Origin of the sequence: Microbacterium sp. NPDC060117, assembly GCF_042729315.1 — a bacterium.
In the GTDB taxonomy this organism is placed as follows: Bacteria; Actinomycetota; Actinomycetes; order Actinomycetales; family Microbacteriaceae; genus Microbacterium.
Genome location: NZ_JBHWXR010000001.1, coordinates 708,378 through 732,255 on the forward strand (window position 1 = coordinate 708,378; position 23,878 = coordinate 732,255).

The 23,878-nt window shown below is 70.5% G+C and carries 19 protein-coding genes; 10 read left to right on the plus strand and 9 right to left on the minus strand.

Annotated features, from left to right (window positions below):
• Positions 1 to 55 precede the first annotated feature (55 nt).
• On the plus strand, positions 56 to 670 hold the full coding sequence (locus ACFWCK_RS03180) for a TetR/AcrR family transcriptional regulator (RefSeq protein WP_378804496.1): 615 nt from the start codon (positions 56 to 58) through the stop codon (positions 668 to 670).
• A gap of 30 nt (positions 671 to 700) precedes the next feature.
• Here the strand turns inward: ACFWCK_RS03180 and ACFWCK_RS03185 are convergent, their stop codons facing one another.
• On the minus strand, positions 701 to 2,059 hold the full coding sequence (locus ACFWCK_RS03185) for a nitrate/sulfonate/bicarbonate ABC transporter ATP-binding protein (RefSeq protein WP_378804497.1): 1,359 nt from the start codon (positions 2,057 to 2,059) through the stop codon (positions 701 to 703).
• Positions 2,060 to 2,090: 31 nt separating this feature from the next.
• Positions 2,091 to 3,836: an ABC transporter permease subunit gene (locus ACFWCK_RS03190; protein WP_233310155.1), complete on the minus strand. Its 1,746-nt coding sequence runs from the start codon at positions 3,834 to 3,836 to the stop codon at positions 2,091 to 2,093.
• 225 nt (positions 3,837 to 4,061) lie between these two features.
• Here ACFWCK_RS03190 and ACFWCK_RS03195 point away from each other — a divergent pair, with 225 nt between their 5' ends.
• From ACFWCK_RS03195 to ACFWCK_RS03205, 3 genes are all read left to right on the plus strand, one after another.
• Positions 4,062 to 4,433, plus strand: coding sequence for a helix-turn-helix transcriptional regulator (locus tag ACFWCK_RS03195; RefSeq protein WP_233310154.1), 372 nt, complete (start codon positions 4,062 to 4,064; stop codon positions 4,431 to 4,433).
• Positions 4,434 to 4,806: 373 nt separating this feature from the next.
• Complete coding sequence (gene mgtA, locus ACFWCK_RS03200) at positions 4,807 to 7,536, plus strand: magnesium-translocating P-type ATPase (RefSeq protein ID WP_378804499.1); 2,730 nt, start codon at positions 4,807 to 4,809, stop codon at positions 7,534 to 7,536.
• Between the two features lie 87 nt (positions 7,537 to 7,623).
• Positions 7,624 to 8,340 (plus strand): MgtC/SapB family protein, encoded by a 717-nt coding sequence (locus tag ACFWCK_RS03205; protein WP_233310152.1) that lies wholly within the window; start codon positions 7,624 to 7,626, stop codon positions 8,338 to 8,340.
• A gap of 22 nt (positions 8,341 to 8,362) precedes the next feature.
• On the opposite strand, the gene ACFWCK_RS03210 is transcribed toward ACFWCK_RS03205, so the two are convergent.
• Complete coding sequence (locus ACFWCK_RS03210) at positions 8,363 to 8,941, minus strand: TetR/AcrR family transcriptional regulator (protein WP_233310151.1); 579 nt, start codon at positions 8,939 to 8,941, stop codon at positions 8,363 to 8,365.
• 88 nt (positions 8,942 to 9,029) lie between these two features.
• On the opposite strand from ACFWCK_RS03210, the gene ACFWCK_RS03215 reads away from it, so the two are divergent.
• From ACFWCK_RS03215 to ACFWCK_RS03230, 4 genes are all read left to right on the plus strand, one after another.
• A complete protein-coding gene (locus tag ACFWCK_RS03215; protein WP_378804500.1) occupies positions 9,030 to 10,187 on the plus strand; it encodes an acyl-CoA dehydrogenase family protein in 1,158 nt (385 codons plus the stop codon).
• A 169-nt stretch (positions 10,188 to 10,356) separates the two neighbouring features.
• On the plus strand, positions 10,357 to 10,617 hold the full coding sequence (locus ACFWCK_RS03220; RefSeq protein ID WP_233310150.1) for a hypothetical protein: 261 nt from the start codon (positions 10,357 to 10,359) through the stop codon (positions 10,615 to 10,617).
• A 43-nt stretch (positions 10,618 to 10,660) separates the two neighbouring features.
• On the plus strand, positions 10,661 to 12,481 hold the full coding sequence (gene glmS / locus ACFWCK_RS03225; protein WP_378804502.1) for a glutamine--fructose-6-phosphate transaminase (isomerizing): 1,821 nt from the start codon (positions 10,661 to 10,663) through the stop codon (positions 12,479 to 12,481).
• Between the two features lie 97 nt (positions 12,482 to 12,578).
• A complete protein-coding gene (locus ACFWCK_RS03230) occupies positions 12,579 to 13,733 on the plus strand; it encodes a thiolase family protein (protein ID WP_378804503.1) in 1,155 nt (384 codons plus the stop codon).
• 145 nt (positions 13,734 to 13,878) lie between these two features.
• On the opposite strand, the gene ACFWCK_RS03235 is transcribed toward ACFWCK_RS03230, so the two are convergent.
• The 3 genes from ACFWCK_RS03235 to ACFWCK_RS03245 form a co-directional block, all read right to left on the minus strand.
• Positions 13,879 to 16,884 (minus strand): AAA family ATPase, encoded by a 3,006-nt coding sequence (locus tag ACFWCK_RS03235; protein ID WP_378804504.1) that lies wholly within the window; start codon positions 16,882 to 16,884, stop codon positions 13,879 to 13,881.
• Complete coding sequence (locus tag ACFWCK_RS03240) at positions 16,884 to 18,107, minus strand: exonuclease SbcCD subunit D (RefSeq protein WP_378804505.1); 1,224 nt, start codon at positions 18,105 to 18,107, stop codon at positions 16,884 to 16,886. Before ACFWCK_RS03240 ends, ACFWCK_RS03235 begins: the two co-directional genes overlap by 1 nt.
• A gap of 132 nt (positions 18,108 to 18,239) precedes the next feature.
• The gene (locus ACFWCK_RS03245) at positions 18,240 to 18,548 is read right to left on the minus strand and encodes a GNAT family N-acetyltransferase (RefSeq protein WP_378804507.1); all 309 of its coding nucleotides are present in this window, start codon (positions 18,546 to 18,548) and stop codon (positions 18,240 to 18,242) included.
• A 333-nt stretch (positions 18,549 to 18,881) separates the two neighbouring features.
• Here ACFWCK_RS03245 and ACFWCK_RS03250 point away from each other — a divergent pair, with 333 nt between their 5' ends.
• Together ACFWCK_RS03250 and ACFWCK_RS03255 are read left to right on the plus strand one after the other, a co-directional pair.
• Positions 18,882 to 19,604: a winged helix-turn-helix domain-containing protein gene (locus ACFWCK_RS03250; RefSeq protein ID WP_233310144.1), complete on the plus strand. Its 723-nt coding sequence runs from the start codon at positions 18,882 to 18,884 to the stop codon at positions 19,602 to 19,604.
• A 277-nt stretch (positions 19,605 to 19,881) separates the two neighbouring features.
• Positions 19,882 to 20,829 carry a DNA-3-methyladenine glycosylase family protein gene (locus ACFWCK_RS03255; protein ID WP_378804508.1) on the plus strand — a complete coding sequence of 316 codons (948 nt, stop codon included), beginning with the start codon at positions 19,882 to 19,884 and terminating at the stop codon, positions 20,827 to 20,829.
• Positions 20,830 to 20,857: 28 nt separating this feature from the next.
• Here ACFWCK_RS03255 and ACFWCK_RS03260 read toward each other — a convergent pair whose 3' ends face one another.
• From ACFWCK_RS03260 to ACFWCK_RS03270, 3 genes are all read right to left on the minus strand, one after another.
• Positions 20,858 to 21,628, minus strand: a complete 771-nt coding sequence (locus tag ACFWCK_RS03260) for an ABC transporter ATP-binding protein (RefSeq protein WP_378805035.1) — start codon at positions 21,626 to 21,628, stop codon at positions 20,858 to 20,860.
• Between the two features lie 191 nt (positions 21,629 to 21,819).
• A complete protein-coding gene (locus ACFWCK_RS03265) occupies positions 21,820 to 22,869 on the minus strand; it encodes an iron chelate uptake ABC transporter family permease subunit (RefSeq protein WP_378804509.1) in 1,050 nt (349 codons plus the stop codon).
• Positions 22,862 to 23,869 carry an ABC transporter permease gene (locus ACFWCK_RS03270; protein ID WP_378804510.1) on the minus strand — a complete coding sequence of 336 codons (1,008 nt, stop codon included), beginning with the start codon at positions 23,867 to 23,869 and terminating at the stop codon, positions 22,862 to 22,864. Before ACFWCK_RS03270 ends, ACFWCK_RS03265 begins: the two co-directional genes overlap by 8 nt.
• Between the last annotated feature and the right edge of the window lie 9 nt (positions 23,870 to 23,878).

The window sequence follows — 23,878 nt, forward strand, 5'->3', positions numbered from 1 at the left end:
GGGCCACTTCGGCCCTCTGCGCCGCGACCCCGTCGGATCCTGAGATGATGTCCGCATGGCAGGTGCAAAGAGGCCGTCGGACCGTCGCGATCAGCTGATCCTCGCGACGCTCGATGCGATCCGCGATCGGGGGATCGCGAATCTCCGGATCCAGGACGTCGCCGCGCGGGCGGGCGTCGCCACGGGCACGGTGCACTATCACTTCAACGATCTCGACCAGCTCATCAACGACGTGTACGCGTGGGCGTGCGACCGGTTCTACACGACGCGCCTGAACGCCCTCGCCGGCGTCGAGGACGCCAGGGAGCAGCTCGCCCTGATGATCGATGCCGGCGTGCCGGAGAGCGAGCACGACGCTCTCGTGATCGCGATGCACGACATCGACCTGTACCGCCGCGGCAACGCGACCATGGGCCTGCTCCTGCAGGCCCTGTACGAGCGGCAGGTCGCGCTCTACTTCGCCACCCTGCAGCTGGGGGTCGCGCAGGGCCACTTCCGCTTGAGCGGACCCGTCGTCGATCTCGCGCAGAACCTCGTCGCGCTCGAGGACGCGTACGAGCTGCACATCATCAGCGGCAACCGCTCGGCCGCCCCGGAGCGCGCGCGCGAGCTCATCCTCGGCTACGCGCGCACGGTGACCGGCTGCACCGACCTCTCCCTACGGCGCTGAAGCGGTCGTCCGCGCCGGGAGGGACCGGAATCAGGCCTCCGCCTGCAGATGCCTTTCCGCCGCGGCGGCCAACTCGCCGAGCACGAGCTCTCCCGTGTCCGCGTCGTAGTCGTACAGCTCCCCATAGCGACCCCAGTCGATCGCGATGTCGAGCTGCCGGCGGGCGTCCTCGGCCGTGTAGCCGCGCCGCAGCAGGTCGAGGAAGAAGTCGTCGCGCAGCGCGCCGTCGTCACTGTTCTCGAGCGCCTTCACGATCGTCCGGACGAGCGGGACGCTCTGCACCGCCCGCGCCGCGAACAGCTCCTTGCTGGTCTGGATGTCCGCGGTCAGCCAGTCCCGCCCTCCGTCGCTGAGGAAGGCCTGGGCGCCCTCGACCTCGAGCAGCCCGAGCAGCTGGGCGGCGTCCACCAGCGGCAGCAGATCGTCCACCTCGAAGGAGAGCTCGTCCGCGAGATCGGGCAGATCGGTCTGCCCGTTGTGCGCGTGCACGATCTCGATGAGGCCCGCGAGCCCGCCCACTGTGATGTCCGGCAGCGGGTGGCTGAGCGGGGTCGGCGCGGGCACCACCGACGACGTCGGCACCCGCTCGGTGTCGGTGAGCATCGCGTAGAGCGCATCGATCGTCGACTCGAAGGTGGGGCTGCGGCGATCGCGGGGCCGGGGCAGCAGGATCGGCACCTCGCCCTTCACATGCCCGGGGTTGGATCCCAGCACGAGCACCCGGTCGGCGAGCAGCACCGCCTCCTCGATGTTGTGCGTCACGATGCAGATGGCGGAGGTCGGGAACTCCGGCTGCGCCCACAGCGACATGATCTCGCCCCGGAGGTTCTCCGCGGTCAGCACGTCGAGCGCCGAGAACGGCTCGTCCATCAGCAGGGCGTCCGGACGCAGCACGAGGGCGCGCGCGAAGCCCACGCGCTGGCGCATGCCGCCGGAGAGCTCGCGCGGGTACGCGGACTCGAATCCGTCCAGGCCGATCACGTCGATCGCGGCGAGCGCGCGCTCCCGGCGCTCCGCCGCCGGCACGCCGCGGGCCTCGAGCCCCAGCTCGACGTTGGCCTGCACCGTGAGCCACGGCATGAGCGCGAACGACTGGAACACCATCCCGACCCCGGGGTTCGCGCCCTCGAGCCGCTCGCCGCGGTAGCGCACCTCCCCCGTGGTCGGCGCGATGAGCCCCGCCATCGTGCGCAGCAGCGTCGACTTGCCGGATCCGGACTTGCCGAGCAGGGCGACGATCTCACCCTTGCGCAGCGTGAGCGAGATCTCGGACAGGACGTTGAGCGTGGTGCCGTCGGCCGAGGGGAACGACTTCGTGACCCGGTCGATGTCGATGAGCGGCGCCCCGATCTCCAGCGGGGCGGACGTGCGGTCGGTCTTCTGTGCCATGGGGCACCTCCTCCGGGAGTCGGGGACAGCGTCAGGTCAGGGAGAATCGGGTCTCAGCGAGGCGGTAGAGCCGACGCCAGAACAGGCGGTTGATGCCCACGACGAACAGCGTCATGACGATCACGCCGACGAACGTGCGGGCGAAGTCGCCCGCCGTGGTCGCGTTCGCGATGTAGGCGCCGAGGCCGGTCGCCGTGAGGGTGGTGTGCCCGTAGCTGACCACCTCGGAGACGATCGAGGCATTCCAGGCGCCGCCGGCCGCGGTGATCCCACCCGTCACCCAGGAGGCGAACACGGCGGGCAGGATCATCCTCTTCCATCGCAGCCAGCGGCTCACTCCGAGATTCACCGACGCCTCCCGGAGGTCCGCCGGGATCGCCGAGGCTCCCGCGATGACGTTGAACAGGATGTACCACTGCGCACCGAGCGCCATCAGGAGGATGCCGCCGACGTCGAGGCTGACGCCGGTCTTGATGAGCAGGAGCGTGATGAACGGGAAGAGGAAGTTGGCGGGGAAGCTCGCGAGCACCTGCACGACGGGCTGTGCGAAGCGGGTGACGCGGGGATTCATGCCGATCCAGACCCCGATCGGCACCCAGATGAGCGTGGCGACGACGATCAGCACGACGACGCGCGCGAACGTGACGAAGCCGAGCAGCAGCGCCTTGCCGAACTCGACAAGGCCCACCGCGCCCTGGATGTAGAGCAGCATCTCCACGACGCCCCACAGCACGAGGGCGCCGACGACGACGGCGAACACGACGTCGCCGGTGCGGCGCCGGCGCTCGTTCACGAGCAGGGGCCGATCGGCGAGCCCGAACGGGCGGGTGACGGCGTCGAGCCCCCGCCCTACGGGGCGGAGCGCGACGCCCAGGTAGCGGGAGAGCCCGGAGTGCCGCAGCACGTTGAGCGTGATGCTGCGCTGCACGACCGCAGCCGACGTGTCGCCGATGCGGAACTTCTCGGCCCAGGCGGTCAGCGGCCGCCAGAACAGGGTGTTCACGCCGATCACCATGAGCACCATGACGCCGATCGCCAGGAGGATCGCAGGGATGTTCTGCTGAGCGGTCGCCGCCGCGACATAGGACCCGATCCCCGGCAGCGCGTAGGTGTGGTTGTTGACCGAGATCACCTCGGACGCGACGAGGAAGAACCAGCCTCCGCCGAAGCTCATCATCCCGTTCCAGACCAGCGGGATCATCCCGCTCGGGACGTCCAGCTTCCAGAAGCGCTGCCACTTCGTGAGCCGCAGCAGGCGTGCGGCCTCGTCCAGCTCGCGGGGCTGAGTGGTCAGGGAGCTGTAGAAAGCGAACGTCATGTTCCAGGCCTGGCTCGTGAAGATCGCGAAGACCGAGGCGCACTCCAGCCCCAGCATCGACCCGGGGAAGAGCACGAGCCAGATCGACAGCGTCACCGAGAGGAAGGCGAGCACGGGCACCGACTGCAGGATGTCGAGCAGAGGGATGAGGATCTTCTCCGCCCGCCGGGAGCGCGCCGCCGCGGTCGCATACACGAAGGTGAACAGCAGGGACGCGAGCAGCGCGACGAACATCCGCAGCAGTGACCGCGCCGCGTAGTACGGCAGGTTCGTCGGATCGGTCGAGACGCTGGACGCCGCGTTCGACGGGTTGAACGGCGCGCCGACCCCCTCCGCGAGGCGGATGAGCAGGAACAGCAGCACCGCGAACCCGACGAGCACGATCGCGTCGGCCGCGAGGCGGGTGCGCGACCGTGCGCCGACGGACGTGTGTCCGGCGAAGGGACGGAGAGTCGTCATGGCGGGCTCCATAGGGAGAGCGCAGCCGGCGGGTCAGCGGGAAGCTGCCGGATGACGGAGCAGAACCGGGCCGAGGAGCGCGAGCGGGAGGGACGGGTGGGATCGATGGTCAGGATGACTCATCGTCATCACCTCCTCCGCTGTGCGCTCGTGCCCGATGCCGGGCCATGTCGTACGATAGTCTCACTCAACTGCTTGCGCAAATGAATGGATGGTGAGTCGCTCGTGAACGAGCCGGACCGGATCATCGCCACGCCGGAGCGCCTCGGCGCGGCCGCCGGCACCTTCGATCTGCTCTCCGTCCCCGGACGCCTGCACATCGTCTGGCTGCTCGCCGCGGGCGAGAGCGACGTGACGTCCCTCTCCGAGCGCACGGGCGCCACCATCCCCGCCACGAGCCAGCAGCTCGCCAAACTGCGCGCCGCCGGCGTGGTCTCGGCCCGGCGCGAAGGCCGGCGACAGCTCTACCGCGTCGACGACCCGCACATCGTGACCCTCGTCGAGACCGTCTTCGAGCACATCGCCCCCGATGGCACGCTCGCACTGGAGTCCGACGAGCGCCGCCCGCCCCGCCGGCCCCGCTTCCAGCACGCCTGAGGATCGGTTGCTCTCTCCTCAATTTCCTCATTCATTTGCGCAACCAATTGAATGTTGATACCGTCGTCCTGACGCGATGACCCGTGCCTCTGCGGGGCGCGCCGAACAGCGCGACCGTCCGCACTCCCGCGGCAGGTCGCCCGCCGCATGAGCGTGCGAGACCAGGATCCGACCCGAAGGAGGTGACCGCCGTGCCTGACAGCGACAGTCGATTGACCCGCCCCGGCGGGACGGTCCTCCGACGGCGAAGCCTCGTCGGAGACGTCGTGCCGGGATCCTCCGAAGCCCTCCCGTTCTTCGCGACGATCCGCCCTCCCCGCTGACCTGCGAGTGAGCCGGCGTCCTCCGTCGCGCCCTCACCGTTAGGCAGACCATGCGCGCATTCCGCGTCAACGACCAGGTGCTCACCCTTCCCGACCCCACCCGCGCGCCGCGCCCCGCGACGAAGAAGCGCGGCGAAGCCACCGCGACCCTCAGCACAGCACAGCAGCGCATCCTCGTGGACTCCGCGACCCAGCCCGCCAAGATCACGCTGCGCGCCTTCTCCAGCGACATCGACGGCATCGACGAGCGCGCGGTCGAGGAGCGCCGCGCACGCTACGGCACCAACGAGGTGCGGCACGACAAGCCGGCCCCGGCGGTCGTGCAGCTGCTCAAGACGTTCCTGAACCCGTTCATCCTCATCCTGATGTTCCTCGCCGGGGTCATGCTCTGCACGGACGTGATCTTCGCCGACCCCCTGGATGGTCCCGACTTCACCGGCGTGAGCACGATCGGCGCGATGGTGCTGGTCAGCGTCCTGCTGCGCTTCTGGCAGGAGTACCGCTCCTCGCGCGCCGCCGAGCAGCTCAAGGCGATGGTTCGCACGACCGCCGCCATCACCCGCCGCGTTGACGGCCGCCCCGTCACCGGCGAGCTGCCGATCGAGCAGATCGTGCGCGGCGACATCGTGCAGCTCGCGGCGGGCGACATGATCCCCGCCGACGTGCGGTTCCTGCGCACGAAGGACCTGCAGATCAACCAGTCGATGCTCACCGGCGAGGCCATGCCGGCGGAGAAGACCTTCGAGGCAGACAAGACCGCGACCACGGCGTCGATCGTCGATGCCGCCAACCTCGGCTTCATGGGCACGTCGGTCGTGTCCGGATCCGGCACGGCCGTCGTCATCGGCACCGGAAGGCTCAGCTACTTCGGCAGCATGTCCTCCGCGATCGTCGGCGCGCGCCCGGAGACCGCCTTCGACCAGGGCATCAAGAAGGTCACCTTCACCCTGATCAAGTTCATGCTCGTCATGGTGCCTGTCGTGTTCATCGTGAACGGCCTCACCAAGGACTGGACCAGCGCCTTCCTCTTCGGCGTCACGACCGCGGTCGGCCTGACCCCCGAGATGCTGCCCCTCGTCGTGACGGCGAACCTCGCCAAGGGCGCGAAGTTCATGGCACGACGCAAGGTCATCGTGAAGCGCCTCAACAGCATCCAGAATCTGGGCGCGATGGACGTGCTCGCGACGGACAAGACCGGGACGCTGACCGAGGACCGCATCGTGCTCGAGCAGCACCTGGATACCTCGGGCACGCGCTCCGAGAGTACGCTGCGGTATGCGGCCGCGAACGCGCACTTCCAGACCGGGCTGCGCAACCTGCTGGACGGCGCGGTCCTCGCCGCGGCGGGGCCGAGGATGCTCGATGAGGTGCGCCGCGACTTCTCCCTCGTCGATGAGATGCCGTTCGACTTCGTTCGTCGACGCATGTCGGTCGTCGTCGGCGACGGCTTCGCTCAGACGATCATCACGAAGGGGGCCGCCGAGGAGCTGCTCGACCGTTGCACGAACGAACTGCGGGACGGTGAGGAGACCGAGCTGACCGCCTCCCGCCGGATCGAGCTGGACGACCTCGTCGCCGCCCAGAACGAGCTCGGGATGCGGGTGCTCGCCGTCGCCGTGCGCTCGATCGCGCCGGATGAGAAGGGCCGGTTCCTCGACTACTCCGCCGAGGACGAGCACGACATGACGCTCGTGGGCTTCCTCAGCTTCCTGGATCCGCCCAAGGCGACGGCGGGCGCGGCGATCGCGAACCTGCGGCACCGCGGCGTCGAGGTGAAGGTCATCACCGGGGACAACCCGCTGGTTGCAGCCACCGTCTGCCGCGAGATCGGAATGGATCCGGGACGGATCGTGCTCGGCCCCGAGATCGATGACCTGTCGCTGCGCGAGCTCGGCGAGCTCGCCGACGAGACCGCGGTGTTCGCAAAGACGAACCCCGCGCAGAAGGCGCGCATCGTCGAGGCGATGCGCGAGCACGGGCACACCGTCGGTTTCATGGGCGACGGCATCAACGACGCTCCCGCCCTCCGCACCGCGGATGTCGGCATCTCGGTGGACACCGCCGTCGACATCGCGAAGGAGTCGGCCGACATCATCCTGCTGGAGAAGGACCTGAACGTGCTCGACGGCGGCGTCGTCGAGGGACGGCGGACCTTCGTCAACACGATGAAGTACATCAAGATGACCGCGTCCTCGAACTTCGGCAACATGTTCTCGGTGCTCGTGGCCAGCGCGATGCTGCCGTTCCTGCCGATGATCCCGCTCGTCGTGCTGGTGCAGAACCTCGCCTACGACCTGTCCATGCTGACGCTGCCCTGGGACAGGGTCGACGAGGGCGACATCGAGCAGCCGCGCAAGTGGGAGACGAAGACGCTGTCCCGGTTCATGATCCTCATCGGACCGACCTCGTCGATCTTCGACATCACCACCTACCTGCTGATGTGGTTCGTCTTCCAGGCGAACAGCCCCGCGCACGCCGCACTGTTCCAGTCGGGCTGGTTCATCGAGTCGATCATCTCGCAGACCCTGATCGTGCACCTGCTGCGCACCAAGCGGCTCCCGTTCGTGCAGTCCCGCGCGGGCCTTCCCGTGCTGCTCGCGACCGGCGCCGTCTGCGTGTTCGGCCTCGTGCTGCCGTTCACCGGCTGGGGCCACGTGCTCGGCCTGGTCTCGCTGCCCTGGACCTACTTCCCCTGGCTGGTGCTGACGCTCGCGGTCTACTGCCTCGTCGTCCACGTGGCCAAGAAGGCCTTCATCCGGCGTTTCGGCGCCTGGATCTGATCCCCGAGCGCGGTCGCGCTCGCCTCGCCGGCCCTCCGGCGATCCGCCGCGGATCGTCCGGAGGGCCCCGCACGCCAGGAGATTCCCATGATCGACACCCTCGACATCGCCCTCCGCCTGAGCGCAGGTCTCGCCTTCGGCGCGCTCATCGGGTTCGAGCGGCAGTGGCGCGCACGCACCGCGGGCCTGCGCACGAACGCCCTCGTGAGCCTCGGCTCGGCCCTGTTCGTGATCATGGGCGCCTTCAGCTTCCATGGCCCCGACGCCGACCCCACCCGCGTCGCCGCGCAGATCGTCTCGGGCATCGGCTTCCTCGGAGCCGGGGTGATCATGAAACAAGGCGCGTCGATCTCCGGTCTCAACACCGCGGCCACCCTCTGGGCCTCGGCCGCGGTGGGTGCCCTCGCCGGAGGCGGCCTCGTCTGGATCGGCGCGGCCGGCACGGCGGCCGTGATCCTGGCGAACGTGCTGCTGCGCCCGGTCGGGCGAGTGCTCGACCGGCGCGGGGGCACGGCAGGCCGGGAGAAGAACACCGAGGTCGAGTACACCTTCGAGGTGCGCTGCGCGCGGGAGCACGAGGTCGATGTGCGCGCGGTCGTGTTCGACGCCGTGCACCGCCCCGAGCTCACGGTGCAATCCGTCGCCGCCGCCGACCTGCCCGACGAGATCGTGGTGATCACGGCGATCGCGATCAGCCCCGAGCGCGACGACCACCAGATCGAGCTCGCGATCGCGGACGTCATCCGCACCCCCGAGGTGCTCGGCGTCCGGTGGACCGCCCAGGATCTCAGCCCCGTGGACTGAGCGGGTCCTCCCCGAGGATCGCTCAGCCGATCAGCACCCGCCGAGCGGCACCGGAGAGTATTCCGCGCTCATCGGCCGAGACGAGCTTCTCCGTGCTGTGCGCCGTCGAGTTCAGCAGCCCGAACACCGCGTGCATCGCCACCTGGAGGTCGGCCGGCGCGATCTCCGGGCGCAGCCGTCCGACGACCCCGGCCCAGAGATCCAGATACTGCCGCTGCAGCTTGCGCACTTGGCGATTGGGCGCCTTGGGGAGCGTGCCCAGCTCGCGATCCTGCACGCGGATGATGTCGCGATGCGCGAGCGCGAACGTGAGATGGAAGTCGATGAGGTCGTCCAGCACGTCCAGATCCGAGTCATGCGGAGCGGCGACGATCTCGGATCCGCCCTGCAGCAGGAACTCACTGGTGCCGATCAGGATCTCCTCGAGCATCGCGTCCTTGCTCGGGAAGTGCCGGTACAGAGCAGGCCCGCTGACCCCGACGGCGGTGCCGAGTTCGCCGATCGAGACCGCGTGGAACCCGCGGTCTGCGAAGAGCCGGGCGGCGGCGTCGAGGAACAACTGCCTCGTCCGTGCCTTCCCCTGCGCCCTCGCGGTGGTCATCCCGTAAGGATAGCGATCCTGGACAGTCGAGTGAGCGCGCGCTAACATCTATTTCAGTTACCGATCGTTCACTGAGGAGCTGATCTGCGTGTCCGAGACGATCCCTTCCGAACTCCCCGAGGAGTACCGCGAGCTGTCCGCGACGGTCCGCGATTTCGCGGAGCAGGTGGTCGCCCCCGTTTCCGCCCAGCACGACCGCGAGCACAGCTTCCCTTACGAGGTCGTCGCGGGCATGGCGGAGCTGGGCCTGTTCGGCCTGCCCTTCCCCGAGGAGTACGGCGGCATGGGCGGCGACTACTTCGCCCTCTGCCTGGCGCTCGAGGAGCTCGCGAAGGTCGATCAGAGCGTCGCCATCACGCTGGAGGCCGGCGTCTCGCTCGGCGCCATGCCGATCTTCCGGTTCGGCACCGAGGAGCAGAGGCAGCGCTGGCTGCCTTCACTCGCGGCAGGCACGACGCTCGGCGGGTTCGGCCTCACCGAGCCCGACGCGGGCAGCGATGCCGGCCGCACCCGCACCACCGCCCGCCTGGACGGGGGCGAATGGGTGATCAACGGCTCGAAGCAGTTCATCACGAACTCCGGCACCGACATCACCGCGTTCGTGACGGTCACCGCCGTCACCGGCGAGACCGAGCGCGGCAAGGAGATCTCGACCATCATCGTGCCGTCGGGCACGGCGGGCTTCACCGTCGCCCCTCCCTACGACAAGGTCGGCTGGAACGCGTCGGACACGCACGGGCTGGCCTTCGACGACGTGCGCGTGCCCGAGGGGAACCTCCTCGGCGAACGCGGTCGCGGCTATGCGAACTTCCTGCGGATCCTGGACGAGGGCCGCATCGCGATCGCGGCCCTCGCCGTGGGCGCCGCGCAGGGCTGCGTCGACGACGCGGTCCGCTACGCCAAGGAGCGCCAGGCGTTCGGCACGCACATCGGCGGCCACCAGGCCATCGCGTTCAAGATCGCCCGCATGGAGGCGCGCGCGCAGGTCGCCCGTCGCGCCTACTACCACGCCGCCGCGCTCATGCTGGCGGGCAAGCCCTTCAAGCAGGAGGCGGCGATCGCGAAGCTCACCGCGAGCGACGCGGCGATGGACAACGCCCGTGACGCCACCCAGGTGTTCGGCGGCAACGGCTTCATGAACGAGTACCGCGTCGCCAGGCACTACCGCGACTCGAAGATCCTCGAGGTCGGCGAGGGCACCACCGAGGTGCAGCTCATGCTGATCGCCCGCAGCCTGGGACTGTAGACCCGTCCCGTTTCAAAGCGCGCAAATGGCTGCATCCGCACGGTGATGGAGCCATTTGCGCGCTTCGAACTGACGGAGGTCGGGTGGATCGGCCCGGCGAGCGAGGGTGATCTGCCCGAATTCGGGCAGATTCTTGTCATTCGGCCTGCCAGATCCGCATACTCGTGTGATGACCGACGATGACCTGATCCAGCGGATCGTGGCATCGACCGGTCTGCCGGCGAGCGTCGCCGCGCGAGTCGTCGACGACGTCCTCGCCTGGTACGACGAGCCGGTCGAGGTCTTCGTGCGCCGCCGCCACGGCGAGCTCCAGCTCTACGGCACGCGCAACGCCGAAGCGTTCGCGCTCATCGCCGCGGAGCTGCGCGATCGTCGCGTCACGGCCCCGGAGCTCTCCGAGCGGCAGCTGCGCCGCATCGTCTACGGCTGAGCCCGAACCCGCCCCCTTCCCCTTACTCCTGAGGAGCCCCACCATGTGCGGAATCGTCGGATACATCGGCCACCAGGCCGCCGCCCCCGTCCTCGTCGAAGGCCTCACCCGCCTCGAGTATCGCGGCTACGACTCGGCGGGCATCGCCGTGCTCGGCAGCAAGGGCACGACCTCGATCCGCCGGGTGGGCCGCGTGCGCGAGCTCGAGGCCGCGCTTCCGAAGCGCCTTCCCGGAACGGTCGGCATCGGCCACACCCGCTGGGCGACACACGGCCCCGCCGCCGAGCAGAATGCGCACCCCCAGCGCAGCCAGGACGGCCGGATCAGCGTCGTGCACAACGGGATCATCGACAACGCGGCGGCTCTGCGCGCCCAGCTCGCGGAGTCGGGCGTCACGCTCACGAGCGACACCGACACCGAGGTCATCGCGCACCTCATCGCCCGGTCGGGCGCGGAGACCCTCGAGGAGGCCGTGCTCGCCGCCCTCGGGCGCATCACCGGGACGTACGCCCTCGCCGTGCTGGACGAGCAGCACCCGGAGCGGATCGTGCTGGCGCGCAGTGGATCCCCGCTGATCATCGGCATCGGCGACAAGGAGATGCTCGTGGCCAGCGACGTGGCCGCGCTCGTGCGGCACACCGATCGGGTTGTGCATCTGAACGACGGCGAGCTGGCGACCGTGACGGCGACCGGCTTCCGCACCTTCGACCGTGGCAACACCCCGACCAGCTCGGAGCCCGTCGAGATCAGCGTCGCCGCGGAGGATCTCGAGCTCAGCGGCTACCAGCACTACATGCTCAAGGAGATCCACGAGCAGCCCGACGCCGCCGCGATGGTCCTCCGCGGCCGGCTGGACGAGCGGTTCGCCACCGCCCGCCTGGACGGGCTCGGACTGGATCCGCGGGAGCTCCGCAGCTTCCGCCGCATCAAGATCCTGGGCTGCGGGTCCGCCTACTACGTGGGCCAGCTCGGCGCGCAGCTCATCGAGGATCTGGCGCGCATCCCCGCGGATGCGGAGGCCGCATCGGAGTTCCGGTACCGCCAGCCCATCATCGAGTCGGACACGCTGTACGTCGCGGTGAGCCAGAGCGGAGAGACCGCCGACACCGCCTTCGCCGTCGAGGAGATCAAGCGCAAGGGCGGCCGTGTCATCGGCGTCGTGAACGTCGTGGGCTCGACCATCGCCCGCACGGTCGACGGCGGGATCTACCTGCACGCGGGGCCGGAGATCTCGGTCGCCTCGACCAAGGCGCTCACGAACATGGCGCTCTCCTTCGCCCTGCTCGCGCTGCACCTCGGGCGGCTGCACGACCTGTCGCACGCGGACGGCCAGCGCATCCTGCGCGGACTGCAGCGGATCCCGGAGCAGATCCGGGAGATCCTCGAGGACGCGGATCCGATCGCGGCGGTCGCCGAGGACATCGCGAAGGCCAGGAGCGCGTTCTACATCGGCCGCGTGCGCGGGTTCCCCGTCGCGCGGGAGGGGGCGCAGAAGCTCAAGGAGATCAGCTACATCCATGCCGAGGCGTATCAGACCAGCGAGCTCAAGCACGGCCCCCTCGCGCTGATCGACCCGGAGATGCCGACCGTCGCGCTCATCCCCGAGGACGAGCTGACCGACCGCAACCTCGCCGCCGCCGAGCAGATCCTCGCCCGCAAGGGACCGCTCATCGCGATCACCCATGCCGGCGTCGAGCTCGCGCACCTCGACGCCCGCACGATCGTCGTCCCCAAGAACGAGCCCGAACTGGATCCGATCCTGCTGACGATCCCGACCCAGCTGCTCGCCTACCACGCTGCAGTGCTGCTCGGACACGAAGTGGACAAGCCCCGCAATCTCGCGAAGTCGGTGACGGTGGAGTGACGAACCTCCCCGGTTCGAAGCGCGCGAATGGCGGCATTCGCGCCGCGGATCGAGCCATGTGCGCTCTTCGAAACCGCCACCGGAGGACAATGGACGCATGAGCAGCAGAGATGCGGTCATCGTCGCCGCGCGTCGCACGGCGGTCGGCATCGGCAAGCCCGAACGCGGCGTCTTCAGCGGCGTCCACCCGGTCGATCTGTCCACGCACCCGATCCGTGCGGTGCTGGCGGACACGGGTGTGGATCCGGCCCTCGTCGACGACGTGGTGTGGGGGTGCGTGTCACAGGTGGGCGAACAGTCCTTCAACGTGGGCCGCAACGTCGCCCTCGCCGCAGGACTGCCCGAGCACGTGCCGGGGATGACGATCGACCGGCAGTGCGGCTCGTCGCAGCAGGCGATCCAGAGCGCCGCTGCCGCGATCATCGCCGGCTACGCGGACATCGTCGTCGCAGGCGGGGTCGAGGTGATGTCGCGTGTGCCGATGTTCTCCAGCGTCGCGGGTCAGGATCCGTACGGCCCGCTCATGCACGAGCGCTTCCCTGACCTCGGCAACCAGGGCATCGGCGCCGAGCTGATCGCCCAGCGGTGGAGGCTAACCCGCACCGAGCTGGACGAGTTCGCCGTGCGCTCGCACCAGCGGGCTGCGTCCGCGACGGCGTCCGGGGCGTTCGCTGACGAGATCGTCACCGTCCCGACCGCCTCGGGCGTCGTCACGACGGATCAGGGGATCCGGCCCGATTCGACCGTCGAGCGCCTGGCGACTCTGCCGACACCGTTCCTCGAGGGCGGCGTGGTGACGGCGGGAAGCGCGTCGCAGATCTCCGACGGCGCGGCCGCTGTGCTCATGATGACGAGCGCGCGTGCCGCTGAGCTCGGGCTCTCCCCGATCGCCCGCGTGCACAGCGTCGCCGTGGTGGGCTCGGATCCGATCCTCATGCTCACCGGTCCGATCCCGGCGACCGCGAAGGTGCTCGCCCGCGCAGGCCTCGGCATCGCCGACATCGGCGCCTTCGAGGTGAACGAAGCGTTCGCGCCCGTCGTGCTCGCCTGGCTGGCCGAGACCGGTGCCGACCCGGAGCTCGTCAACCCTCGCGGCGGCGCGATCGCTCTCGGACACCCGCTGGGCGGATCCGGCGCACGCCTGGCTACGACCCTGCTGCACCACATGCGGCAGAACGGGATCCGATACGGCCTGCAGACGATGTGCGAGGGTGGCGGCATGGCCAACGCGACGGTGTACGAGCTGCTCTGACGACGGCCGCGTTTCGTCTCGCTCCGGCTGCGCCAGTGCTCGCGCTCGACGTCCACTGCCTCACCCTCGGAGTCGTTGAGCGAGGACGCCGCAGGCGACCGGGACGAAACGCCGCGCCACGACGAGTCCACGACAAGACCCGACGTCAGGAGTCGATCACGCTCGGTCCGTCGGGGGTCGCCCGCACCGTGATCTGTGCCGGGATCTGCTCCTGCATCGCCTCGACGTGGCTGATGACGCCGACCGTACGGCCACCCGCGCGCAACTCGTCGAGTGTGCGCATGGCCACGTCGAGCGTCTCGCCGTCGAGGGATCCGAAGCCCTCGTCGATGAACAGCGTGTCGAGCTGGATGCCGCCCGCACGGGCGGTGACGACCTCGGCGAGCCCGAGCGCGAGCGCGAGAGAGCCGAGGAACGTCTCCCCGCCGGAGAGCGACTGGGCGGGCCGGGTCTGCCCGGTGAACGCGTCGAACACGACGATGCCCAGGCCGGACGCAGCCCCGCGCGCGGCCCGCGCATCGCTGTGCTGAAGCTGGTAGCGGCCCGAGGACATGTCTGCGAGGCGCAGATTCGCCGCCGCGACGATCTCCTCGAGCTCGGCGGCGAGCACGAACGTCTCCAGGTTCATCCGGTACGTGTTCGCCCCACGACCGGCCACGGCGTCGGCGAGCTGCTGCAGGACCTCATGATCCGCGGCTGCGGCCGCACCACGGCCGTGCTCGGCGACGGCTGTGGAGAGGAGGGCTCCGAGCTGCGCGCCGATCCCGTCGGCCCGGCTGGCCGCGTCGACGGCGGCGGTCCATGCCGCACGCGCCGCGGATTCCGCGGACTCGAACGGAGCCAGGTAGATCGGTTCGTCCGGCAGGGTGCGCAGTTCGAGGTCGAGCAGGATCGCCCGCTCCTTGGTGCGCTCTGCGGCGTGCGCGGCGATCCGCTCCTCGAGCACGGACTGGTCGACCGGGCTGCGCAGCGCGGCCCCGGCGGCGGTGACGTCGTCGAACGGAGACGCGGTCAGTGCCTCCTGCTGCTCGGCGCGTGCGGCGCACGCCGCCTCGGACCGGGACTCGCGCTCCTCGATCGCCGCAGCGAGCATCTCCGCGGCCGCGATCCGGGCGGCCGCGTCGTCGAGGCGCGCGGCGACGGTGGGGAAGGCTCCACGCGCCTGCGCGATGGAATCCTGCGCGGCGGCGAGCACCTGCCGGGCGAGGGCGAGGTGCTCGCCCGCCTCAACCTCGCGGGCGGCAAGACCGGCGATCGTCGTCTCGAGCCGGTCGGCCGTCCCCCGCAGGTCGGCGAGGCGCTGGTCCGCTGCCGTGGCAGCGGACTGCGCTGCCGTGGCGGCGTCCTGCTCCGCGCGCGCGACGGCGAGCTCGGTCTCGGCGGTCTCGACCGTGCGCCCGTCGGCACGCACGGTCGCGGCGGCCAGTTCTGCGTCCAGCGCCGCCAGGGCCTTCGTCGCCGCGCGCACTTGCTCGGTGGCGCGTTCCCGCGCGTCCGTGGCCTCGGTGACATCGTCCGCCGAGACCGGATCCGCGTGCACGGCCGGGGCCGGATGCTCCGTGGATCCGCAGACGCTGCAGGCCACGCCCGGGAGCAGTGCTCCCGCGAGCTCGCCCGCCATCCCTGCGTCGCGACGGCGACGCAGGTCCGCGGCGCGCGCGAACGCGGCCGCTGCCTCCTGCTCCCGATCGGCGACCGTCCGCTCGGCGACGCTCCGCTCCTCGGTGCGCGCCGCGACGGCGCCGGCGCCCTCGAGCCGCGCCGCGGCCAGCGTCACGACGGTCTCGAGATCCGCCACACGGTCGGCCCGCCGACGCAGGTCGTCGCGCTCCGCGGTCAACGCCTCGATCGCGGCGGGCAGGGCGGCGCGCTCGGACTCGCGGCTCGCTCGCTCTGCCGTCGCGGCCTCCCGCTCGCTCAGGGCCGTCGTCACCGCCGCCTCATGGGCGGCGAGCTGGCCCTCGGCCGACGCCGCCTGCTGCCAGGCGCCGCTGGCCCGGGCGCGATCGGCCGCCCACGCCCGCAGCGCTTCCGCAGAAGCCCCCTCCGGGGCCGCGTCGTCGTCTGCGGCGATCTCCCGCCACGCAGCCTCGGCCTCGGCGGCGAGCGAGGTGGCGGTCGCCGCGGCGGCCGCGGTGCGCTCCGCCGTGCTCAGCACGTGCCGGAGGGCTTCAGCGGCCCTGGCGTCTTCCAGCGTGCGCCGGTCCGCGGCGATCCGGTCGGCATCGGCGTCGAGCGCGGCGAGCGCCGTACGGGCACGGTCCCGCTCCGCCTGCGCCTGGCGCTCCTCGCGGGCTGCCGCGTGCGCGGCGGCCGCTGTTCCGTGCGCGGCATCGGCCAGGTCCCGCTCCTGGCGGCGCTGCTCGGCCCGGTAGTCCGCCCGGGCCCTCGCCCGGTGCAGCGAGTCCAGTCGTGCGTCGATCGAAGCATCGACGTCGGCCGGGATCGCCTCGGCGCCCGAACCCGCTCCGGTCAATTCGTTCTCGACGACGAGATGCTCGGCCTGCTCGACGCGGGCCACCACGGTCGCGCGCCCCGCGCCCAGCGCCTGCTCCGACGCGCGGCGGCGCTCGTCGAAACGGGCCTGGTAATCCTCGAACCGGCCGGTTCCGAAGAGCCGGCGCAGCAGCGACTGGCGCTCCCTGCTGTCCGCGAGCAGGAATCGCGCGAAACGCCCTTGAGCGAGCAGGATCACCTGCAGGAACTGCTGCAGGTTCAGCTGCAGGATCTCGTCCAACTCGTGCGCGACATCCACCTCCCGCGCGGCCCGGCCGATCCAGTCCCCGCCGATGAGCTCGTCCAGCGCCACAGCGGACGCCTGCTTGGTCAGCCCACCGCCGCGCTTCGCCGGGCGCTGGTACTCGGGCGATCGCGTCACCCGGAACCGCCCGGCGACCGTGCTGAACTCGACGACGACCTCGGTCGGATCCGCGGGCTCGCAGTGATCGCTGCGCAGGCGCTTCTCGCCTCCCTCGTAGCGCGGCACGTTGCCGTAGAGCCCGAAGCACACGGCATCGAGGATGCTGGACTTGCCCGCGCCGGTGCGGCCGCCGATGAGGAAGACGCCGTCGTCGGCGAACGCGTCGAAGTCGATCGTCTGACGCCGCAGGAACGGACCGAAGCCCTCGATCTCGAGTCGATGCAGCTGCACTAGACGAGCGCCTCCGCCAGGGCGCGGTCGTCGAGCACCTCGCGGATCAGCTCCTGCTCGCGCGGCGACGCCCCGGCCCCGTGCCGCACATGCGCGAGGAAGGCGTCGATGCGCTCCTCATCGGTCGCGGCCGCGCGCAGCCGCTCACTGTACGACCGCTCCTCGACCGTCTCCGTCCGCGCGGGCTCGTGCTGCACGAGCGCGCAGAACGGGTACTTCTCGCGCAGGCGGCGCATGGGCTCGGTCTGCGGCAGATCATCGGTGTAGACCGCGCACACCCAGTCGTCGGCGTGGGCGGCGACGTTCTCGGCGGAGAGGATCTCATCGAGGGACCCGGTCAGCGTCGCTAGCCGGCGCGGCACGGGGAGCCCCAGCCACTGCGCGTCGACCGCGCCATCCGCGGCCAGGTCGACGAGCCAGGATCCGCGGGGCTTGTGCTGCTCCCCGAAGCTGTAGTGCAGCGGCGCACCGGCGTAGCGGACGCGCTCGGTGAGCGCCTGACGCCCATGGATGTGCCCGAGCGCGACGTAGTCCGCGCCGTCGAACACGGAGACCGGCACCATGTCGATGCCGCCCTGGCGGATCTCGCGCTCCAGACCGGTCGTCGCGTCGACGCCGGCCGCGAAGCAGTGCGCGATCACGACGGAGCGCCCCGGGTGCTCGGCCATCCCGGCACGGACGAGCCCCATGGCGTGTGCGAGCGTCTGAGCCTGGGTGCGCAGCGGACGGCCGTCGTCCGCGCCCGCACCGGCGTCCGCGGGCGTCGCAGCGGCGGGCTTCTGGAAGGCGGGCTTCTGGAAGGCGGCGTACTGCCGCACGATGGCGGGCTCGAGGTAGGGGATGCCGAAGAAGCGCACGGGTCCGTCGGCGTCGTCGATCGTGATCGGCTCGCCGATCGTGCGCGGATCCGTGATGACGTGGATCCCCTCCCGCAGCAGACGCGCCTGGAAGCCCAGCCGGGCCGCCGAGTCGTGGTTGCCGCTCGTGACGATCACGCGAGCGCCCGTCTCGTGCAGCGCGACGAGCGTGTCGGTGAGCAGCGTGTAGGCGGGGGCGGCCGGAGTCGCGGAATCGAACACATCACCCGCGACGACCACCACGTCGACGTCGTTCTCCCGCACCTGCACGACCAGCGCGGCGAGCACTTCGGCGAGCGCTTCCAGGGTGGAGTGCCCGTGGAAGGTCCGGCCGATGTGCCAGTCCGAGGTGTGCAGGATCTTCATGCCCTCAACGCTACGGACGGGGTCCGACATTGCGTCCGAGGCGTGCCGCAGACGCCACCGGAGCGGAAGTTCCCGGCTCGCCCGTCATACGCGTAACAGAACGTCACACTCGCCGCGCAGAGCGATAGGGCGTCAGCGCACGCGCAGCAGACCGGCCCGTTCGGGGTGCGCGTCGAACCAGTCGGCCACGTACCAGCAGACCGCGTCGATGCGCCGTTCCCCTCGCGCCGCGATGTCGTCGACCGCGCCTTCGACGACGACCGCGGCATAGCCGGATCCGCGGAAAGACGGGACGGTGAAGGCCCGTGTCAGCGCCATGGTGCGTCCGTCGTCGCGGTAGTCGAGCACGCTCACCAGCACCCCGTCGCGCGTCAGCGTGTAGCGCGACGCATCGTCTTCACGAGTGAGCACGAACCGGTCAGTGCTTGCAGAAATCCCCACGTTTTCACGCTACGCCCGAATTCTTCGACTCGGTCCGTTTTGACACGGGAGGTCACCGTCGGTAATAATCGGCCCCATGACCACCAACGCACGCCCCTTGTCCGCCCAGGAGGCGAACGGGACGACCGGGATGATGATGCCCGGTTGCGTTGGCATGTGTTGCCGAATGTGTCGCTGAAGCCACAGCACTCCGTCTGACTCGCTCGTCGTGATCTTCGCGAGCTGAGTCTCCGAGCACCCATCCGCGTGCTCGACTTCTCCGGCTTCCCGCCCGGTCATTCGCAACACCCTCCGAGTCGTCGACCGACTCCCTCCTTTCAAGGACCCATCATCATGTCGAACACCGCCCTCCTCGAGCGTCCCGTCACCGTCTCCCCCGTCGCCGCGCCCCGTCTGCACGCCGTGCCGCGCACCCAGATCGACGCGCCGGCCCCCGCCGTCGACGCGCCGCCGGCACGGTCGCCGCGCGGCTTCGCCCTCTATGTCGGCATCGACGAGCTCAAGGCCGCCACGAACGGCGTGAGCCTGCCGCTGCTGGTGGACGCCCTGCGCCGCACCCTGGCCGAGCTCGCCCCCGATGCCGAGACCCACGCCACCGTCGCCCTCGCCCCGCAGGGCACCGGCGGGCGAGACCTCGATGTCGTGCGCCTCGCCCTGCACGAGCCCGGCGCGATCGCCCGCTCCAAGGCGGAGGCCGAGGAGCGCGAGCCCGAGGACGGCGGCGGTGTCGTGGTCGACATCTCCCGCAAGCGCGTGCTGATCGACGGCGACTCCGCCGCGTTCACGTACAAAGAGTTCGAGCTCCTGCAGTACCTGGTGCTGCGCGAGGGCTCGACCATCGAGCGCAGCGAGCTCGTCGGCGCGCTGTGGCAGACCTCCGACGAGGAGGCCCCCGGCGAGCGCACGATCGACGTGCACGTGCGGCGCCTGCGCGCCAAGCTCGGCCGCTACGAGGACATCGTGCGCACCGTCCGCGGCGTCGGCTACCGCTTCGACCGCCACGCCGACGTCGCGATCCGCTACGGCGTGGGCACCCCCTCCCCCGACCGGTTCTGAGCGCGCCCGGGTTCCGACCCCAGGCTCAGTTCTGAACGCACCCCAGCTCCGCCACCTGCCAGTTCTGTCCCGGTTCTGCCGCGCGCCGCGACTCGCTCCGCGGGCAGCGACCGGTAACCGCGCGCCGAACCACCCTTTTCCACGCGAGCCACCCCTGTGCACACGGCGCACAAGGGGGTTGCTGGGCGACAAGGGGGTGGCTCGAGGATCCGCCGATCCCGAGCACGGCACCCGAGTCTGGGCCCCGCCTGTCGGCGCGCCGATCTAGGGTGTTCCCATGACTCTCGCCGCGGATCCCGCACCCCGCGCGTGGCCGATGCGGGAGAGCGCCTATCGCCCGGGGCGACTGCTCGACCTGCATGCCACGGTCGGCGTCCTGGGTCGCGGGCCGCGCGACCCCGCGGTGGTGCGCGACGGCTCGGTGCTCTGGCTCGCGCTGCGCACCGAGGGCGGCATCGCGACGCTCGCGCTGCGCGCCGGATCCGGTGAGGTGCGGGCGAGCGCCTGGGGCCCCGGCGCCGACGCCGCCCTCGACCTCGTCCCCGCCCTGTGCGGCGCGCACGACGACCCCGACGGCTTCGACCCGTCCTCTCATCCACTGCTCGCGGCGACGGCGCAGCGGCATCCCGGCGTCCGTCTGACACGCACCGGCGCCGTTTTCGATGCCCTCGCCGGCGTCGTCCTCGAGCAGAAGGTCACCGGCCTGCAGGCGTATGGTGCCTGGCGCGCGATCGTCACCCGTTTCGGCGATCCCGCTCCCGGGCCCACCCCCCGCCCGATGGCCGTCGCCCCCGACGCCGCCGGCTGGCGGCGCATCCCGTCCTGGACCTGGCATCGCGCGGGCGTGGAACCGCCGCAGTCGCGGACCATCGTGCGCGCCGCCGAGCGCGCCGCCGGCATCGAGCGCGCCGTACACGCGGCCGCAGACGGGCCCGCCCGCGACAGCGCGCTCACGAGCCTGCCGGGCGTGGGCCTGTGGACCTCCGCGGAGACCCGGATCCGCGCCCTCGGCGACCCCGATGCGGTGAGCGTCGGCGACTACCACCTGCCCCACGAGGTCGGCTACGCGCTGACCGGGCACCGCACCGACGACGCGGGCATGCTCGAGCTGCTCGCACCGTGGGCCGGACACCGCCAGCGCGTGGTGCGACTCATCCGGATGAGCGGCGCCCTCGAGTCCCGGCGCGGACCGCGTCTGGCCCCGGAGGACCACCGGAAGCGGTGACGAGCACCCTTCGCCGCCGATGACCCGCTCAGTGCCAGACGGCGAGCGGGCCGTCGGGGCCGTCGATCACGGAGACCGGGGTCTCGAACACGTCGGTCAGCACGTCGCCCTGCATGATGTCGGCGACCGGTCCGAACGCGACGACCTCGCCGTCCTTCATCGCGCAGATCCGGTCGGCGTAGCGCGCGGCGAAGTTGATGTCGTGCAGCACGACGACGACGCTCTTGCCGAGCTCGTCGGAGATGCGCTGAAGGTGCCGCATCATCCGCACCGCATGCTTCATGTCGAGGTTGTTGAGCGGCTCGTCCAGCAGCACGGTGCCGGTGTCCTGCGCGAGCACCATCGCGACATAGGCGCGCTGCCGCTGCCCGCCGGAGAGCTCGTCCAGGTAGCGCTTCTCCAGCTCGCCCAGCTCGAGGAAGTCGATCGCGCGACTCACGACCTCCTCGTCCGCGCGCGTGAGCCGGCCGTGCGAGTACGGGAACCGGCCGAACCCGACCAGTTGGCGCACGGTCAGGCGCGTCACGAAGTGGTTCTCCTGACGCAGGATCGACACGACCCTGGCGAGATCCTTCGACTTCGTGGTCCCGACGTCGAAACCGGAGATCCGGATGGTTCCCTCATCCATCCCGAGCAGCCGCCCGATCATGGTCAGCAGCGTCGACTTTCCGGCGCCGTTGGGACCGATCAGCGCGGTGACGCCCCCGGCCGGGATCTCCAGATCGACCGGCCCGATGGCCACCCCGGCGCTCTTCCCTGTCCGGTCGCCGTAGTGCTTGCGCACTCCCGCGACCGAGATCCCCGAGTCGGATCCGGTCCGCTGCTCGCCATCACCGCGAGACCGAACCTGCGTTCCGAGACCGACGATGCGATCGTCGGTCTCGGAACGAGGACTCGGTTTCGCGGCCACGCCGGATTGCGCGGCGTGCGGGGCGAGCGAGGCCCGGTGCGCGGCATGCGAGGTCTCGTGCGCGGTGAGCGAGGGCTCGTTCATAGGCGTCCCTTCCTGAGCAGGACGAGCAGGAAGACGGATCCGCCGACCAGCTCGATGATGATGGAGACGGCGCCCTGCGCCGAGAAGATGTGCTTCATCACGAAGTAGGCGCCGCCCAGCACGGCGATCGCCGTGAGCACCGCGACCGGCAGCACGAGGCGATGGTCATGGGTGTCGGCGAGTTGGTAGGCGAGTGTCGCGACGAGGAAGCCGAGGAACGTCATCGGCCCGACCAGCGCGGTCGAGGTGGCCATGAGCACCGCGACCAGCAGCAGCACCCGGAGCTGCTCACGCCGGTGATCGACGCCGAGTGCGTTCGCGGCGTCGGGCCCGAGCGCCAGCACGTTCAGCCGGCGCGCGCGCAGGAGCAGGAGCACCGATGCGGTCAGGCACAGCGGGATCGCCAGCGGCAGATAGGAGGCGTCGGCGTTCGCGACGCTGCCGAACAGGCGCGCGGCGAGCACGTCGAACTCACTCGGCGTGAGCAGCCTCTGCATGAACGTGGACACCGCGCCGAGCCCGCCGCCGATCACGATCCCGATCAGCAGCATCACGTGCATGCTGCCGCGCCGCCCCGACAGCAGCCAGCCGTAGAGCAGGACGGCGAATCCGGTCATCAGCACGATCTGCAGCGCGAACTGCGGCACCCCCTGCAGCGCCGTGACGCCGGCGGCGCCGAGCAGGAACACCGCTGTGGTCTGGATCGCCGTGTACAGGGACTCGAACCCCATGATCGACGGGGTCACGATGCGGTTGTTCGCCGCCGTCTGGAACGCGACGGTCGCGGTGGCCTGCGCGACCGCGACCACGAGGATGACCAGCACGCTCGTGACGCGCAGCTGCACGATGCGCCAGAACCCGTCCGTGCCGAAGGGCACGGGATTGCCGTGCACGAGCAGCCCGATCAGCGCCGCCGCGGCGAGCACCGCCAGCGCGGCGACCACGAGGACGTACCGCCGCCGCGCACGAGCGGTGGGGAACGCCCCCGATGCCCGCTCGCCCGCGGACACCCGACGCACCGGGGCCGCGGTCAGCAGCTCAGCCACGAGCACGCCCCCTCAGGATCAGCACGATGAACACCGCGGCTCCGACGAGGCCGAGCACCAGCGACACCGGCACCTCGAACGGCATGATGATGGTGCGCCCGATCAGGTCGCACACGGTGACCAGGCCCACTCCCAGCAGGCACACCCACGGCAGGTTGCTGCGCAGGTCGTCGCCGCGGATCATCGACACCAGATTCGGCACGATCAGTCCTACGAACGGGAGGTTGCCGACGACGACGGTGACCACGCCCGTCGTCGCGGCGATGAGCACCGTGCCGAGCAGGACGACTCGGCCGTGGTTCAGGCCGGCGTTCGTCGCGATCTCCTCGCCCAGCCCCGCGATCGTGAAGCGGTCGGCGACGATGAAGACGATCACGCCGACGACCGCGACGATCCAGAGCAGCTCGTACTGTCCGCGCAGCACCGAGGTGAAGCTCCCGGCGAACCACACCCCGAGGGTCTGCAGCGTGTTGGTCGCGAGGGCGAGGTAGGTCGAGACGGATCCGACCACCGCGCCCAGCATGATCCCGACGATCGGGACGATCAGCGAGGAGCGCAGCGACACCCGCCGCAGGAACGCGAAGAACACCAGGGTTCCGACGAAGGCGCACAGCACGGCACCGAGCATCCGCAACGGGATGCTCGGATGCGGTACGAGGATGGAGACGGCGAGCAGACCGAGTCCTGCCCACTCCGTCGTGCCGGTGGTCGTCGGCTCGACGAACCGGTTCTGCGTCAGCATCTGCATGACCAGGCCCGCCATCGCCATGGATGCTCCGGCGAGCACGAGCGCAGTCGTTCGCGGTATGCGCGTGATCGCGAACATCTCCGCGCCATCCGCGGATCCGGTCACGTCGTAGACACCGACGAACAGCGACAGCACGAGGAGGCCCGCGACGATGAGGACGCCGACGAGCAGAGCGGGATCGAAGAGCCGCGCCCTGCCCCGGGCAGCAGCGGAGGCGCTGCCCGGGGCGGGGCGGGTGAGCCGGGTGGCCATGGCCGGATG